The organism is Pedobacter nototheniae, from assembly GCF_032678625.1.
GTDB lineage: Bacteria > Bacteroidota > Bacteroidia > Sphingobacteriales > Sphingobacteriaceae > Pedobacter > Pedobacter nototheniae_A.
In genome coordinates this window covers 372,322-387,851 of sequence record NZ_JAVTSO010000004.1, presented here as the reverse complement: position 1 = coordinate 387,851, position 15,530 = coordinate 372,322, and the positions used below count along the sequence as shown (strand labels likewise).

General features: G+C 36.4%; 15 protein-coding genes and 2 tRNA genes. 10 read left to right on the top strand and 7 right to left on the bottom strand.

Annotated features, from left to right (window positions below; all coding sequences use genetic code 11):
* Nucleotides 1-303: 303 nt before the first annotated feature.
* The 3 genes from R2Q77_RS14350 to R2Q77_RS14340 all read right to left on the bottom strand — a co-directional run bounded on the left by R2Q77_RS14350 (nt 304) and on the right by R2Q77_RS14340 (nt 1,094).
* Nucleotides 304-388 (bottom strand) — tRNA-Leu (locus tag R2Q77_RS14350).
* A gap of 50 nt (nt 389-438) precedes the next feature.
* Nucleotides 439-511 (bottom strand) — tRNA-Gly (locus tag R2Q77_RS14345).
* A gap of 94 nt (nt 512-605) precedes the next feature.
* Complete coding sequence (locus R2Q77_RS14340; RefSeq protein ID WP_316804418.1) at nt 606-1,094, bottom strand: regulatory protein RecX; 489 nt, start codon at nt 1,092-1,094, stop codon at nt 606-608.
* Between the two features lie 61 nt (nt 1,095-1,155).
* Between R2Q77_RS14340 and R2Q77_RS14335 the strand changes: the two genes are divergently transcribed.
* The 3 genes from R2Q77_RS14335 to arsC all read left to right on the top strand — a co-directional run bounded on the left by R2Q77_RS14335 (nt 1,156) and on the right by arsC (nt 4,653).
* Entirely contained in the window at nt 1,156-3,615 is a 2,460-nt protein-coding gene (locus tag R2Q77_RS14335) for a bifunctional UDP-N-acetylmuramoyl-tripeptide:D-alanyl-D-alanine ligase/alanine racemase (RefSeq protein ID WP_316804417.1), read from the top strand.
* A 91-nt stretch (nt 3,616-3,706) separates the two neighbouring features.
* Nucleotides 3,707-4,297 carry a DUF502 domain-containing protein gene (locus R2Q77_RS14330; protein WP_316804416.1) on the top strand — a complete coding sequence of 197 codons (591 nt, stop codon included), beginning with the start codon at nt 3,707-3,709 and terminating at the stop codon, nt 4,295-4,297.
* Between the two features lie 11 nt (nt 4,298-4,308).
* Nucleotides 4,309-4,653 (top strand): arsenate reductase (glutaredoxin), encoded by a 345-nt coding sequence (gene arsC / locus R2Q77_RS14325; RefSeq protein WP_316804415.1) that lies wholly within the window; start codon nt 4,309-4,311, stop codon nt 4,651-4,653.
* Nucleotides 4,654-4,671: 18 nt separating this feature from the next.
* Here the strand turns inward: arsC and R2Q77_RS14320 are convergent, their stop codons facing one another.
* From R2Q77_RS14320 to R2Q77_RS14310, 3 genes are all read right to left on the bottom strand, one after another.
* Nucleotides 4,672-5,157: a hypothetical protein gene (locus R2Q77_RS14320; protein WP_316804414.1), complete on the bottom strand. Its 486-nt coding sequence runs from the start codon at nt 5,155-5,157 to the stop codon at nt 4,672-4,674.
* Nucleotides 5,158-5,273: 116 nt separating this feature from the next.
* Nucleotides 5,274-5,981, bottom strand: a complete 708-nt coding sequence (locus R2Q77_RS14315; protein ID WP_269427313.1) for a TIGR00730 family Rossman fold protein — start codon at nt 5,979-5,981, stop codon at nt 5,274-5,276.
* A gap of 20 nt (nt 5,982-6,001) precedes the next feature.
* The gene (locus R2Q77_RS14310; RefSeq protein ID WP_316804413.1) at nt 6,002-7,510 is read right to left on the bottom strand and encodes a sodium:solute symporter; all 1,509 of its coding nucleotides are present in this window, start codon (nt 7,508-7,510) and stop codon (nt 6,002-6,004) included.
* Nucleotides 7,511-7,732: 222 nt separating this feature from the next.
* Between R2Q77_RS14310 and recR the strand changes: the two genes are divergently transcribed.
* The 3 genes from recR (at nt 7,733) to R2Q77_RS14295 (ending at nt 10,427) form a co-directional block, all read left to right on the top strand.
* Nucleotides 7,733-8,350: a recombination mediator RecR gene (recR, locus tag R2Q77_RS14305; protein WP_316804412.1), complete on the top strand. Its 618-nt coding sequence runs from the start codon at nt 7,733-7,735 to the stop codon at nt 8,348-8,350.
* 58 nt (nt 8,351-8,408) lie between these two features.
* Entirely contained in the window at nt 8,409-9,227 is an 819-nt protein-coding gene (locus tag R2Q77_RS14300) for an SDR family oxidoreductase (RefSeq protein ID WP_316804411.1), read from the top strand.
* A gap of 387 nt (nt 9,228-9,614) precedes the next feature.
* Complete coding sequence (locus tag R2Q77_RS14295; RefSeq protein WP_316804410.1) at nt 9,615-10,427, top strand: alpha/beta hydrolase; 813 nt, start codon at nt 9,615-9,617, stop codon at nt 10,425-10,427.
* Nucleotides 10,428-10,433: 6 nt separating this feature from the next.
* On the opposite strand, the gene R2Q77_RS14290 is transcribed toward R2Q77_RS14295, so the two are convergent.
* Nucleotides 10,434-11,378: an ion channel gene (locus tag R2Q77_RS14290; RefSeq protein ID WP_316804409.1), complete on the bottom strand. Its 945-nt coding sequence runs from the start codon at nt 11,376-11,378 to the stop codon at nt 10,434-10,436.
* 293 nt (nt 11,379-11,671) lie between these two features.
* Between R2Q77_RS14290 and trpD the strand changes: the two genes are divergently transcribed.
* From trpD to trpA, 4 genes are all read left to right on the top strand, one after another.
* Nucleotides 11,672-12,661 carry an anthranilate phosphoribosyltransferase gene (gene trpD / locus R2Q77_RS14285; protein WP_316804408.1) on the top strand — a complete coding sequence of 330 codons (990 nt, stop codon included), beginning with the start codon at nt 11,672-11,674 and terminating at the stop codon, nt 12,659-12,661.
* On the top strand, nt 12,655-13,284 hold the full coding sequence (locus tag R2Q77_RS14280) for a phosphoribosylanthranilate isomerase (RefSeq protein ID WP_316804407.1): 630 nt from the start codon (nt 12,655-12,657) through the stop codon (nt 13,282-13,284). The genes trpD and R2Q77_RS14280 overlap by 7 nt, the downstream gene beginning before the upstream one ends.
* 86 nt (nt 13,285-13,370) lie before the next feature.
* Nucleotides 13,371-14,552: a tryptophan synthase subunit beta gene (gene trpB, locus R2Q77_RS14275; RefSeq protein WP_316804406.1), complete on the top strand. Its 1,182-nt coding sequence runs from the start codon at nt 13,371-13,373 to the stop codon at nt 14,550-14,552.
* A 109-nt stretch (nt 14,553-14,661) separates the two neighbouring features.
* Nucleotides 14,662-15,429 carry a tryptophan synthase subunit alpha gene (gene trpA / locus R2Q77_RS14270; protein ID WP_316804405.1) on the top strand — a complete coding sequence of 256 codons (768 nt, stop codon included), beginning with the start codon at nt 14,662-14,664 and terminating at the stop codon, nt 15,427-15,429.
* Nucleotides 15,430-15,530: the final 101 nt, after the last annotated feature.

Genomic DNA, 15,530 nt, shown 5'->3' with positions numbered 1-15,530 from the left:
AGTGCACCATCTGTAAAGCATTCCGAGAAATAGCAACTCATATAAAAAACGGCTACCAATTTTTGCAGGTGGTTCGATTCCTTTGATTTACTAATAAGTTCAATATAATTGAATCTGAAGGAGCCTAATTTTTTATACTGTCGTTTACTACAACGGAAAGCAGTAATATACAATGCGATCTCTTTTAATAATACTTCCGCAACTTTTGGTATTGGTTGCTTATTTAGCTGGCAGTATAAGGAAGAGGGTTTAATGCAAAAAAGCCTCAATTTTCATCAAGGCTTTAGTTCGATTTTTTGTAAGTACTCGGGGCGGGAATCGAACCCGCACGCATTTTAGGTGCACAGGATTTTAAGTCCTGCGTGTCTACCAGTTCCACCACCCGAGCAGGTGATTAACCTTTTAAAATTAAAAGCCCTCATTAAAGAAGGCTTTTAGAGCGAAAGACGAGATTCGAACTCGCGACCCCGACCTTGGCAAGGTCGTGCTCTACCAACTGAGCTACTTTCGCTTTTACAAAACAAGTATATGTGTTTCGTTTTGGTGATGCAAATATAGGCAGATTTATAATTCTGTCAAGAGATTTTTAACAAAAAAAATAACATTTACTTTAAATTGCTGTCTTTCAGGGTAAGAAAAATTAATTCACTTTCGAAACCTTTTCCCTGCAGGTAGTTTATCAGCTTAAATTTTCGTTTAAATGGATCATTTTCGTTTAGTACGGCTGCTTTTTTGTGCGCTAAATTTTCCAAGGTTTGTAAATAATCATCTTCATCCAGGCTATAAATTGCTTTTTGTAAAATTTTATCCGGAACGCCTTTTAACTTTAAGCCCTGTTTAATTTTTATACGCCCCCAATTTTTAATGTTAAACTTTCCGGCAGCATATTGTAAGGCAAAGCGTTCTTCATTTAAAAAATTGGCAACAATAAGTTCTGAAATAATTTCTTCCAGTTCATCGCCGCGCATGCCCCAGTCTAATAATTTTCCTCTTACTTCTTTTTGCGAACGTTCCTGATAAGCACAAAAACTTTCGGCTTTTGCCAGGGCCTGCTTTTTATCTAAAAATACTGCCTCTTGTTTTCCGATTTTCATAATTAATTACTGAAATTCGTAAAAATAAAAACGATTACTGTATTTTTCTCTATTTAAAAAGATGCTGAACCCTATATATACCGTTTCAAAAATTGCCGAAATTTTAAAAGCCCAATCTAAATTAGTTGATGAACAGTCGATTATTCAATTTTTGGTAATAGATAGCCGCTCCGTTTTAGTGCCAGAAAATTCTTTGTTTTTTGCTTTGGCTTCACACAGAAATGGGCATGAATTTATAAAGGATGCCTACCAAAAAGATATCCGCAATTTCGTAATCAGCGACTCTAAATATATTTCAGTTTACCCCGATTGCAATTTCATCATTGTAAATGATGTTTTGGAAGCGTTGCAAACCTTGGTAAAATATCACCGCAACCACTTCCACCTCAAAACGATTGGGATTACGGGGAGTAATGGTAAAACCATTGTTAAAGAATGGTTGTATCAGCTTTTGGCGACCGATTTTAATATTGTACGAAGTCCTAAAAGCTATAATTCGCAAATCGGAGTTCCACTTTCTGTATGGCAAATAGATGCCCGGAATGATCTCGGTATTTTCGAAGCCGGAATTTCGGCCGTAAATGAAATGGAAAATATTGCCGGAATTATTCAGCCCGAAATTGGGATTTTAACCACCATAGGAGAGGCACATGCCGAAGGTTTTTCTTCAAAAAAAGAAAAACTGACGGAGAAGTTAAAACTATTTAGAAATTCAGATCTTTTTATTTACTCACCTGAATATACTAATGAGATTAACATCAAAGATTTACCAGGTAAAAAGCAATTTAGCTGGAGTAGCAAACAGGTTGCCGATTTACAGATTATTGCCGTTGAACCAATTGAAGGAAACTGTTATTTACGGGCAATATATCAGAACAGGGAGATAGAATGTATGTTGCCTTTTAAAGATAAGGCTTCTATAGAAAATGGTATGATTTGCTGGGCAACTTTACTGGCTTTAGGTTATACACCGGAGCAGGCAGATTTACGCCTTGAAAAATTAAGCCATGTAAGTATGCGATTAGAACTTAAAAACGGAATAAACCAATGTTCTGTTATTGATGATTCTTACAGTGCCGATATTTCCTCTTTGGCCATTGCACTTGATTTTTTAAATCAGCAAAATCAACACCCTAAAAAAACGGTTATCTTATCTGAGTTGTTCGAAACAGGTAAAGAAGATCTTGATTTATACACTGAAATAGCCGATTTACTGGCGCAGAAAAAAGTAAGCCGATTAATTGGAATAGGTACACGCATTGCAAAATTTGCGAACCTTTTTAAATTTGAAACACAATTTTTTGATACCACAAACGATTTTATAGAGGCTTTTCCGGGTTTGGTGTTCAATCATGAAACAATATTGGTAAAGGGGTCAAGGCGTTTTGAGTTTGGTAAAATCAGTAAACTGCTTACCCAAAAAATACACGATACGGTTTTAGAAATTGATTTAAACGCTATGGTTGGCAATTTGCAGTTTTATCGGTCTAAACTTGCACCCGGGGTAAAAATAATGGCGATGGTTAAAGCATTTTCTTATGGAAGCGGAAGTTTTGAAATTGCTAACTTACTTCAATTTCATAAGGTAGATTATCTTGCTGTAGCCTATGCGGATGAAGGCCTTGCTTTGCGTAAGGCAGGTATTACCTTGCCCATTATGGTTATGAGCCCCGAAGAATCTGCTTTTGAAGCCATTATAAAAAATAACCTGGAGCCAGAGATTTATAGTGTAGAAATTCTGAAGAGTTTTTTAAATGCACTTTCTGATTATGAATTTAATTACCCGGTGCACATTAAAATAGATAGCGGAATGCACCGGTTGGGTTTTGATCGGCCAGAAGTTGAAACTTTACTTGGTTTATTGAAAGACAATGCTAAAATTAAAGTTCAAAGCATATTTTCTCATTTGGTTGCCAGCGATGCGGCTGAACACGATGGTTTTACGCAAACTCAAATTGATAAGTTTAATCCCATTGCCAATCAAATTGCTGATGCTTTAGGGTATAAACCTTTATTTCATATTTCTAACACCTCTGGTATAACCCGTTGGCCCGATGCACAAATGGATATGGTACGCCTGGGAATAGGTTTATATGGCTTTGATTCTGGTCTTTATCAAAATCGAGGTTTACAAACTGTAATGGTTTTAAAAACCACCATTACACAAGTCAAACAGCTTGAAGCTGGAGAAACCGTTGGATACAGTCGTAAAGGTATAATGAAAAAGGGTGGTAGAATAGCAACCGTAAAAATTGGCTATGCAGATGGCTATAGCCGGGCTTTTGGTAATGGAACAGGTAAAATGCTTTTGAATGGCTATTTAGTGCCAACAATTGGCTCTATTTGCATGGACATGACCATGCTTGATGTTACTGATCTTGATGTTAAACCTGGCGATGAGGCCATCGTATTCAATGGCGAGCATACCATTATGCAACTTGCAGAAGAGGTTAATACCATTCCATATGAAATTTTAACAAATATTTCTCAAAGGGTAAAAAGGGTTTATTTTTACGAATAATTACCTGTTGCATTACAGCGCCATTTAAATCAAAATACCCGTTAAGGATATTGAATGTTTATCTGTGGCAAAAATAAAGTAAATTTGCGCTATGAATAGAATAGGGAGAGCCATTTTAAATTACCTGATTAAAGGTTTGTTAATTGTTGTACCTATAGCCCTTAGTGTTTTTATCGTAATTTGGGCAGTTACTACGGTGGATAGCTGGTTAAACGTTAATAATATTTTAGGTGTTGATCCCAGAACAGGAGCCAGCCGGAATATTCCGGGTTTAGGATTGCTGACCGTGATTAGTATTATTCTTATTGCCGGTATTTTCGTAACCAATTTTGTTACCGAACCGATGTACAACTGGTTCCAGAAGATTATGCACCGCCTGCCGCTGCTTAATTTCATCTATTCATCTATAAAAGATTTAACAGAGGCGTTTGTTGGCGATGAGAAAAAGTTTAATCACCCTGTGCTGGTAGAAGTAGAGGGCGGCTTAAAAAAGATCGGCTTTTTAACACAAAACGACTTGAAGAAACTGGAATTACCAGATGAGGTAGCCGTTTATTTCCCACTTTCCTATTCATTTGCCGGACAGCTTTGTTTTGTAAACAGAAGTAAGGTAACCGATTTAAAAATGAGCGCTGCCGAAGCCATGAAACTCGTTGTGAGCGGTGGTGTTAGTGGTTTGTAATTAATAGAAATATGATTAAAATTTACCATAACAGTAAATGCAGCAAAAGCCGTTCTGCACTTGCTATTTTAAATGATAGCGGGAAAGATTTTGAATTGATTAATTACTTGCAACAGCCCCCAACAGTTGATGAGTTAGTCTCAATTATAGATAAATTAGGTATTAAACCTTTTGAATTGGTTAGAAAACGCGAGTCTGTTTATACTGAAAATTATAAAGGGAAAAATTTAAGCGATGCTGAATGGATTGATGTTATGGTACAAAATCCCATTTTAATTGAAAGACCAATAATTGTTTCAGGCAATAAAGCAATTATTGCAAGGCCAACAGAAAAAATCCAGGAAATTTTAAGCTAATTATTCTAATACATCGTATTAACGAATGATTACTAAGATAAAAAGAATTACAATAAAGAGAATGAGCATTCTGGTGTAGTATTCTCTGGCAAAAAGGCCGGCAATCAATAAAATATCATCGTCAACATTGCTGCTAATCATCCCGTTTCCTGAAGATGAACTGAAAATAACCTGCTTATCCACATGATTATTAACTGACCACCTGCTTAACCAGCTGTTTTGATAACTCCAGTTAAACTGTTCGCCGGTGTTTAATACAATTTTAGCTTTAAAACCAAGTAAGTCGTATGTAATTACTGCAACTGCCTCGTTTTTATTATTTAGTATTCGGGTTTCTGAAGCCAGGATGCCATTCGTTTTTAAAAGATAAACCCCATCTTTTGAGGTTGCAATGGCCGTATTTTTCCATGAACTGAAGCTTAGTGAAAATTTCAGTAACCCATCTTTATATACCTGATAATTGCTGTCAAATAGACCTTTTCTCCAATTTAATATCTGCTCCACACGTAAAGGGTTTCTTTTAAGACCGCAAATATATTTAAAAGTTACATCTAAATCTTTTTAAAAGAAAAAGCATCTGTTTTGCAGATGCTTTTGTCAATTTTATGTTCCTTATTGATTTAAAAATTCGGTTTCAATACATACTTATCGTAGAAACGGAAAATGTGCTCAGCTGCTTCTTCGGCTGTATCAACCAAGCGGAATAAATTTAAATCTTCTTCGTGGATGTTATGCTCTTTAAGCAACATGGTATTTTTAATCCAGTCAATTAAACCACCCCAGTAATCTTTACCCAATAACACAATCGGGAAGCGGGCAATTTTACCAGTTTGAATTAGAGTTAAAGCCTCAAAAAGTTCATCCATAGTACCAAATCCTCCAGGTAATACCACAAAACCCTGGCTATATTTCATAAACATTACTTTACGAACAAAGAAATAATCAAATTCCAGTAATTTATTGTGGTCAATATATTTATTGTGGAATTGTTCAAAAGGTAATTCGATGTTTAAACCAACTGATTTACCACCATTTGTATGTGCACCTTTATTACCAGCTTCCATAATGCCGGGACCGCCACCTGTGATAACACCATAGCCACGATCGGTTAAGAGCTTACCACATTGCTCTGCCAACTGGTAGTATCTATTTGTTTCTGCTGTACGCGCCGATCCGTAAATGGTAACGCATGGACCAATTTTAGCTAACTTTTCAAAACCATCCACAAATTCTGCCATGATTTTAAAAATCTGCCAGCTATCTGTTACTTTAATCTCCTGCCAATCTTTATTTTCAAAAGCACTTCTTATTTTTTCTTCACTCGTCATATAAAAACTCTTTATTATTATTAAAACTTAGTTTGTTGATCTGTTTTTTTACTGATCAGTAACAGGCCTAAAAATGTAATCAGGCCATTAATTAAAATCAATTCCACACTAAATGTGTAACCACCCAATAGCTCTTTTGAGTAAGTTGCAAGCAAGTAACATAAAAATGGGGAAAATAAACATACAATTGGAACTAATTTATCATGTAATCCGCGTTTTTTTACAAATAATCCAAAACTGTACAAGCCCAATAGCGGTCCGTAGGTGTAAGATGCAATTTGAAAAATTAAGCTCACCACCGAGGAACTGTTTAAAACATTAATTACAATGATTACCAAAAACATTAAAATGGAAAACCCGATGTGTACCGCATGACGTTTTTTAACGGCATTATGTGCATCAAGATTTTCTTTCTTATCCATGCCTAAAAAATCTACACAGAATGATGTGGTAAGTGCAGTTAAGGCCGAATCGGTTGTTGCAAATGTTGCTGCGGTTAAGCCCAGCATAAAAATAATTGCAGGTAAGGCACCCAGGTTGTTCAGGGCAATTTCAGGAAACAGTAAATCTGTTCTGGGTTTATTTGTAATATGATCTAATGGAATATCGATTCCATTTTTACTTGCGAAGATGTATAATAGTGCACCTACACTTAAAAAGAAAACATTTAAAACAATAAATACACCGGTAAAGGTAAACATGTTTTTTTGTGCTTCTTTGATGGTTTTCATACTCAGGTTTTTTTGCATCAAATCCTGATCTAAACCCGTCATGGCAATGGTTACAAAAATACCGCCTATAAACTGTTTACTGAAATAAAACTTGTTGGTTAAAAAATCATCCCAGAAAAATATTTTAGAATAACTGCTGTCTTTTATTGTTTCAAAAGCTTGTGGAATACTGAAATTTAAGCTGTTGCATATAAAATAGATTGTTAAAAAAACCGAGAGCACTAAAAAAAATGTTTGTAACGTATCGGTAATGATGATGGTTTTTAATCCACCTTTAAACGTGTAAGACCAAATTAGAGCCAGTGAAATTAATACGGTTAGCCAAAAAGGGATACCATAGTTGTCAAATATAAAACGTTGTAAAACAATAACAACGAGGTATAAACGCGTGGCAGATCCTAATGTACGGCTTAAAAGGAAGATAGAGGCAGCAGTTTTATAACTGTAGTGTCCCAGTCGTTTTTCTATATACCCGTAAATGGATGTCAAATTCATCCGGTAATAAAGCGGTAAAAGAACAGTTGCAATAATAATAAAGCCTACTGCATTGCCTAAAACAAATTGAAAGTATTGAAACTGATTACCGCCCGGTGCACCAACCTCTCCAGGTACCGAAATAAATGTTACACCAGAAAGTGCTGTTCCAATCATCCCGAAAGCAACTAAATACCACTTAGAATTTCGGTTGGCAATAAAAAATGTAGCATTGTCTGACGAATTTTTTGAAGTAGCAAAAGAAATTACAATCAGGACCAGAAAATAGCCCAGAAGAAAACATAACAGGATGGTTGGGGACATAAATTTGTTTTTAGCGGCTAAATGTAGTAAAAACGATTTTTATAATCAATATATAGATTTTTAAGATTGATCTTTCCCGGTAGAAAAATAAATTCCGAATCTTACAGGCGATAGAAAGCAGAACTACAAAAAGCTAAAGTTTGACGATCTTTCTGGTTTAATGGTTTTCAATCCCGTAGATGTAATCCTATAATATTCCTCCTTTTTACCTATTTTTGTAAAATGAATTTCTCTTCCAAACTGCTTGAAGATGCAGTAAACGAATTCTCTAAGTTACCAGGTGTTGGGCAGAAAACAGCCCTGCGTTTGGTTTTACATTTACTTAACCAGGAAACTGCCGAAGTAGAAGTATTTGGCAACAGTTTAATCAGGCTCAAACAACAAATTAAGCATTGTAGCATTTGCCATAACATTTCTGATCATGCGGTTTGTGAAATTTGTACTTCATATAAGAGAGATAAGGAAACCATTTGTGTGGTAGAAGATACCCGAGATGTAATGGCGATTGAAAATACGGCTCAATATTTTGGTGTTTATCATGTTTTAGGTGGTTTAATATCGCCTATGGACGGGGTAGGGCCATCCGATTTGTATATAGATACATTAGTGCAAAGGGTTGCAGCGGGTGGTATTAAAGAAATTATTTTAGCTTTAAGCCCGAACATGGAAGGCGATACCACGCTATTTTACCTGTATAAAAGACTAAAGGAGTTTAATGTTCCTGTTACCACAATTGCAAGAGGAATTGCCTTTGGTGGAGAGCTGGAATATACTGATGAAATTACACTTGGACGTTCCATTATTACGCGAGTGCCTTATGAAACAGCAATGATGAAATAATCAATTGCACAAAAAACCATTACATCATTAATTAAACATACACACATTAAGTTTTAAGATGAACTTGAAAGATAAAGTGATCATTATTACAGGCGCTTCGAGCGGAATTGGTAAAGCTTGTGCTGAAGAATTTGCAAAACGAGGAGCCAATTTAGTTTTAGCTGCGCGCCAATACGTTACCCTTTGCGAAATTACGGCCAATTTAGAGAAGAAATATAACATCAGAGCCGTTGCTGTACAGGCCGATGTAAGTAAAGAAGCCGATTGTGAATTGATTGTTAAACAAACCATGGTTTCCTTTAATAAAATTGATATTTTGGTAAATAATGCCGGATTATCAATGCGGGCACTTTTTAACGATCTTGATCTGTCGGTTTTAAAAAACCTGATGGATGTAAACTTCTGGGGAACAGTATACTGTACAAAGTATGCATTGCCAGAAATTTTAAAAACCAAAGGAACGTTGGTAGGCGTTTCATCTATTGCAGGTTTTCGAGGTTTGCCTGGTCGAACGGGTTATTCAGCTTCTAAGTTCGCCATGAACGGATTTATGGAATCTTTGAGAACCGAATTGCTTAAAACAGGCGTAAATGTATTATTAGCCTGCCCGGGATTTACAACTTCAAATATTCGTGTTGCAGCATTATCTAAAGATGGCGAAGCACACGGAGAAACCAGTATGGAAGAAGGCAAAATGATGACTGCAGAGGAAGTCGCCAGTAATATTGCCAATGGTATTGAGCAACGTAAACGTACTTTAGTAATGACAGGGCAAGGTAAATTGGCCGTTTGGATGAATAAGCTTTTCCCTGCATTTGTTGATAAAAAAGTATTTGATCTGTTTGCAAAGGAGAAAAACCCATTAATTAAAGCTTAGTAACTCACCTTCAGGCTTTTTTCTTTCGTCATTGCGAACTGAAGCATGGGACAAGTGAGGAGGCGTGAAGCAATCTTCATAGTTTTGAAAAAAAAGTACCTTTTTCAATAGCTAATGGAGTATAAATGATGATTTTCAAAATTTATCAGTTAATTTGCTTTGATTGGTGATAACACTAATCAAAAGTTAGATTTTCACTTTCGTCATTGCGAACTGAAGCATGGGACAAGTGAGGAGGCGTGAAGCAATCTTCATAGTTTTGAAAAACTGTGAATATCCACATCAAAGAGCATAAATGATGATTTTCAAAATCTATTTTCCGAACAATTTCGTTTATTTCCTTGTTAGAGAATAAAAATTTATATGTTCAAAGCTTCCATTTTTATAATGTTCCTTTTTCAAACCCTAATTTCTTCTGCACAGGTTAAAGCCGTTAAAAATATTAACTATGCGGGTAACAACGCAGAAGCTAATACACTGAATGTTTATTATAAAAATGATGGCATTCAGGATAAACCGGTTCTGGTATTTATCCATGGCGGATCGTGGAGTAGCGGTAAAAAAGAGACCTATTGGTGGCTGGGTAGAAATTTTGCACGGAAAGGGATAGTGACCGTTATTATTAATTATCCTTTAGCGCCAAATGCAGGGTACGAAAAAATGGCAGAGGATTGCGCTTTAGCCATTAAATGGGTTAAAGAAAATATTAATGGCTACCAGGCCAGTGCAGATAAAATATTTGTAATGGGGCATTCTGCTGGTGCGCACTTAGGCGAACTTGTTAATGCCGATCCGCAGTATTTCAAAAAAGCAGGGATAAAAAATCCGGTAAAAGGAATGATATTAAATGACCCTTTTGGCTTAGATATTTATCAGTATTTAACTGAAGCAGAAAAAGACGATTACTACTACGATTTTTTAAGAACCTTTACCAATAAACCCGAAACCTGGAAAATTGCTTCACCTTTAAACTATGCCAATAACATTACCAATCCGCATTTACTTTTTTATGGAAGTAAAACTTATGGAGCAATTAAAATTCAAACCCCAAGGTTATACGAAAAATTAAAAGCCAATCATGTTCCTGTAGAAATTAAAGAAATTAAAGGCAAAAGTCATGTGCCAATGATCAGTCAGATGATTTTTGGTGGCAACGACTTGTACAAGGATATCGTGAAATTTATTTCAACCACAAAATAAAGTCTTCTACTCATTTAATAATTCAATTTCATCGAGTTTACTGTAGTCTAAAACCAGTTTGCCCTCCTCATTGTGGTCGTACATTTTTATAAATTTTGCATCTATTTCAATCTCCTCATCCTGATAGCTGGTGCGGGTATGGATACTTTGTGAAAAAGTATCATCAAAAGCTTTAATAATTAAAAATACTTCTACTTCAGCAAGTTTTAATTCTTCAGCAGTTTTATTATAAAATGGACTTTCTTCCGTTATGGCATGCACCAATGTCCAGTTTAATGATAAAATACCCACCTTCTTTCGCTCCAAACCCAGCGGATAAAACCTTCTGATACTTTTGCCATCAACGGTTTCATTGTAAGACATTACCATTTCAGCTTCTACTTCAATTAATTGGTTTCGTCTTAAGTTTACCAGTCTGCACATTAAACCTTTTCCATTTTCATAAGGAGCAATTACCATTTTTTTACTGAAACTTACCTTCGAAGTCGGCCTGCTGAAACGTCCATATAATAAACCTGTTGCCAAAGCAAACGCCAGTAAACCCAGCATACTTTCAAAAGCAGCAAGGCAGCTCGTCATAAAACCCTGAGGAGAGATATGACCATAACCAACGGTAGAAATGGTTTGGGCAGAAAAGAAAAAAGCATCAAAAAACTGATCTCTGAGCGTTACGCCATTGGCTCCATCCAGGTTTTTAATCCCGACTACATTATATAAAACGGCAAAAATGGTGTTTACTACAAGGTAGGCAATTAAGATTACGAAAAAAAAACGCCTCCAGCTCATGGTAACCAGTCGGGTGTAAGTATCGTCAAATTTAAACCATGGCAAGCCAGTACGCATAATATTTGCCGATCCGTCAGGATTAAGCATTCGCTCGTTCTTGGTAACAGGATTTGAGCTAAAGCCCAAATCATCATTAAAGTGTACTTTTCTTTTAAAAAAAGACATAAATTAGTATAAAGATTTTGGAAATATTAAAAACAATGTGAATATTTGTCAATATACAAACATGATAATTAAAAACTTAAATAACAATTGGTGGTGGCATAACGAAATTCGTTAGGCAAATTCCATTGTGTATTTTTTAAAAAATATTATTTAACAAAATGAGAAGGATTGCCCAAAAAGCAATCCTTTTTTTATGCACTTTTTTTAAGATCGTCGTGCTGAATTTAATTCAGCATCTTTCAAATCAGATTCTGAAACCAGTTCAGAATGACGCTATAAAATGAATACAGAACATGAAAAAAATATTAAACCACTTATTCGAAAATAAAAGTTTTAGCAGGGAAGAAGCCCGTAATATTTTAGTTTCTATTTCCGAGGGGCAATTCAATGCTTCGCAAATTGCTGCTTTTATTACGGCTTATGCCATGCGCAACATTACCGTTCAGGAATTGCAGGGCTTTCGTGATGCAATGCTTGATATGTGTGTTAAAGCCAACCTTTCAGGTTATGAACTAATCGATCTTTGTGGTACAGGCGGCGATGGAAAAGATACCTTTAATATTTCTACCTTATCCTCTTTTGTAGTGGCTGGTGTAGGGCATCATGTAGCTAAACACGGTAACTATGGGGTTTCGTCGGGTTGTGGTTCTTCAAACGTAATGGAATACCTGGGTTATACTTTCACTAATGATGAAAGCATTTTAAAACGTAACCTTGATGTTGCCGGAATATGTTTTTTACATGCACCATTATTTAACCCTGCAATGAAAATTGTAGCACCCATCCGTAAAGAATTAGGTGTAAAAACATTTTTTAATATGCTTGGTCCAATGGTTAATCCAGGGCATCCAAAATATCAAATGGTGGGTGTTTTTAGTTTGGAACTGGCTCGTTTATACGCATACCTGTACCAGGATACAGATAAAAATTATACCATTGTCCATGCCCTCGAAGGCTATGACGAGGTTTCTTTAACCTGTGATGTGAAAACCTTTACCAATAAAGGCGAAAATATTTTAACGCTGAACGATATGGGTTTTCAAAAGCTCAATGTTAACGAAATTAAAGGAGGGGATACAGTAGAATCCTCCGCCAAAATATTTATGGATGTTTTAAACGGAGAAGCTACCGATGCGCAAACCAACGTGGTTTTATGCAACTCAGCAGTGGCTATAAGAACAATTAAACCAGAAGCATCTTTCGCTGATTGTTTTTATGAAGCAGAAGAATCTCTGATCAGTAAAAAAGCTTTAAATAGTTTTAAAAGTTTATTGGCGTGTTAAAATTAAAAGTTTGCGGAATGCGCCTGGCAGCTAATATTGCAGCAGTTGCTGAGCTACAACCTGATTATATGGGTTTTATTTTTTATCAAAAGTCGCCACGCTTTATTAGCGATGTTTCTGCCGAATTAATAAAATACATTCCTGCTGAAATTAAAACAACAGGCGTATTTGTAGATGAAGATATTGAAAAGGTAAAACAAAAAGTGGCCTCCTACAAATTAAAGGCTGTGCAATTGCATGGAAGTGAGGGTGTTGAGTATTGCAATGATTTGCGTACAGCATTTAATGGATTGGAAGTAATAAAAGCTTTTGGTGTTGATGAAGATTTCGACTTTACACTGGTAGAACCTTATGCAAATGCTGTAGATTACTTTTTATTTGATACCAGAACCCAGGCACATGGCGGATCAGGAAAAACTTTTAGTTGGCGTCTTTTAGATCAGTATAAAGGAAGTAAACCCTACTTTTTAAGCGGGGGAATTGACCTGGAACATGCCTCATCCATAAAAAATATAAACGATGAGCGCTTATATGCTTTAGATATTAACAGCAGGTTTGAAATTGAACCCGGTTTAAAGGATGTGGAAAAGATTAAAGAATTTATTAAAGAAATGACAAGATAGACGGTTAGGTTGAGGAACGAAAGATTAGCTATCGATGCAAAGTTGCAGCTGTTCAACACATCTTCATCATGACAAAATTTACAGATATGAAATACAAAGTAAACGAAAAAGGATATTATGGAGATTTTGGGGGCGCATACATTCCCGAAATGCTTTATCCAAACGTAGAAGAATTGCGTCAGAATTATTTAAAAATTATTGATGATGCTGATTTTCAAAAAGAATTTCATCAGTTACTGAAAGATTACGTTGGCCGTCCTTCGCCATTGTATCTTGCTAAAAGATATTCGGAGAAATTTGGCGCCAATATTTTTCTTAAAAGGGAAGATTTAAATCATACGGGTGCACATAAAATCAACAATACTATCGGGCAAATTTTATTGGCCGAAAAATTGGGCAAAAAAAGGATTATTGCCGAAACCGGCGCTGGTCAACACGGAGTAGCCACGGCTACGGTTTGTGCTTTACGCAATTTGGAATGTGTAATTTACATGGGCGAGGTTGATATTGAAAGGCAGGCGCCAAATGTTGCACGAATGAAAATGTTGGGCGCTAAGGTGGTGCCGGCAAGTTCGGGGAGTAAAACCTTAAAAGATGCAACTAACGAAGCCATGCGCGATTGGATTAATAACCCGGTTGATACCCATTATATTATCGGGTCAGTTGTAGGGCCACATCCTTATCCGGATATGGTGGCAATTTTTCAATCCATTATTTCTGAAGAAACTAAAAAGCAACTTTTAGAACAAACAGGAAACGACCAGCCCGATTATGTTTTAGCTTGTGTGGGTGGCGGAAGTAATGCAATGGGTATGTTTTATCACTTCATGGACGATGAAAACGTAAAACTGATTGCTGTTGAGGCTGCAGGTAAAGGTGTTTCGAGTGGTTTTTCTGCGGCAACAACCTATTTAGGTAAAGAAGGGGTTTTACATGGCAGCAGAAGCATTTTAATGCAAACCGAAGATGGACAAGTGGTAGAACCGCATTCCGTTTCTGCAGGTTTGGATTATCCGGGCATTGGTCCACAGCATGCACACTTGTTTAAAACTGGCCGCGGGCAGTACGTTTCCATTACCGATGACGAAAGTTTACAGGCTGGCTTGCTTTGTACACAGCTGGAAGGTATTATTCCGGCAATTGAAAGTGCACATGCATTGGCTTACTTAGAAAAAATGGAATTTAAAGGTGGCGAAAATGTAGTGGTTTGTCTTTCGGGCCGTGGCGACAAGGATTTGGATACTTATATTAAATATTTTAAACTTTAGTAAAACCGTCATTGCGAGGCACGAAGCAATCTTAATGCTTTGGCTATTTAAATCCTTGCAAACGTTGTAGGATTGCTTCGTGCCTCGCAATGACGCAACATGTAAAGAAATGAACAGAATTAAACAACTCTTCGAAACGAAGAAAGATATATTGTCAATTTATTATACCGCTGGTTATCCAAATACCGGTGATACCATAAAAATTGCAGAAGCACTTGAAAAATCAGGCGCAGATATGCTCGAAATCGGTTTCCCTTACTCTGATCCTGTTGCCGATGGGCCAGTAATTCAGGCCAGTAGCAAACAATCTTTAGATCAGGGAATGACCCTTAAAGTCCTTTTCGAACAACTTAAAGAATTGCGTAAAAACGTAACTATTCCTGTTTTATTAATGGGATACGTAAATCCGGTTTTGCAGTTTGGTGTAGAGAATTTTTGTAAAGCTTGTGCCGAATTAGGCGTAGATGGTTGCATTGTGCCCGATTTGCCCATGGTTGAGTATGAAGAATTTTATAAAGAATGCTTCGAACAACATGATTTAAGCAACATCTTTTTAATTACACCACAAACGGCAGAAGAGCGTATCCGTAAAATTGATGGTTTAACCAATGGTTTCATTTATCTGCTTTCATCGTCGGCCACTACAGGCAAAAATTTAGAGGTTGGCAATACTACAGAAGCTTATTTTAGCCGGATAAAAGAAATGAACCTTAAAAATCCAACCATGATTGGTTTCGGGATCAGCGATAAGCAAACTTTCGATAAGGCTTGTTCTTATGCCAATGGGGCTATTATAGGTACTGCTTTCGTTAAGGCCATTGCTGATGGTAACCTGGAGGAAAGTGTAAGTGGTTTTATGAAAAAGTTTAAAAATTAAGGTGACTTTTTTACCACCTTAGGCACCTAAGAAATAAACTTTCATTTCGACTGAAGCGCAACTTGTTCCGATTTTTCATCGGGAGCATAATGGAGAAATCT

Excerpts from the sequence above, each read along its gene's own strand:
- R2Q77_RS14340 (WP_316804418.1), bottom strand. The coding sequence starts at position 1,094 with ATGAAAATCGGAAAACAAGAGGCAGTATTTTTAGATAAAAAGCAGGCC.
- R2Q77_RS14335 (WP_316804417.1), top strand. The coding sequence starts at position 1,156 with ATGCTGAACCCTATATATACCGTTTCAAAAATTGCCGAAATTTTAAAA.
- R2Q77_RS14330 (WP_316804416.1), top strand. The coding sequence starts at position 3,707 with ATGAATAGAATAGGGAGAGCCATTTTAAATTACCTGATTAAAGGTTTG.
- arsC (WP_316804415.1), top strand. The coding sequence starts at position 4,309 with ATGATTAAAATTTACCATAACAGTAAATGCAGCAAAAGCCGTTCTGCA.
- R2Q77_RS14315 (WP_269427313.1), bottom strand. The coding sequence starts at position 5,981 with ATGACGAGTGAAGAAAAAATAAGAAGTGCTTTTGAAAATAAAGATTGG.
- R2Q77_RS14310 (WP_316804413.1), bottom strand. The coding sequence starts at position 7,510 with ATGTCCCCAACCATCCTGTTATGTTTTCTTCTGGGCTATTTTCTGGTC.
- recR (WP_316804412.1), top strand. The coding sequence starts at position 7,733 with ATGAATTTCTCTTCCAAACTGCTTGAAGATGCAGTAAACGAATTCTCT.
- R2Q77_RS14300 (WP_316804411.1), top strand. The coding sequence starts at position 8,409 with ATGAACTTGAAAGATAAAGTGATCATTATTACAGGCGCTTCGAGCGGA.
- R2Q77_RS14295 (WP_316804410.1), top strand. The coding sequence starts at position 9,615 with ATGTTCCTTTTTCAAACCCTAATTTCTTCTGCACAGGTTAAAGCCGTT.
- R2Q77_RS14290 (WP_316804409.1), bottom strand. The coding sequence starts at position 11,378 with ATGTCTTTTTTTAAAAGAAAAGTACACTTTAATGATGATTTGGGCTTT.
- trpD (WP_316804408.1), top strand. The coding sequence starts at position 11,672 with ATGAAAAAAATATTAAACCACTTATTCGAAAATAAAAGTTTTAGCAGG.
- trpB (WP_316804406.1), top strand. The coding sequence starts at position 13,371 with ATGAAATACAAAGTAAACGAAAAAGGATATTATGGAGATTTTGGGGGC.
- trpA (WP_316804405.1), top strand. The coding sequence starts at position 14,662 with ATGAACAGAATTAAACAACTCTTCGAAACGAAGAAAGATATATTGTCA.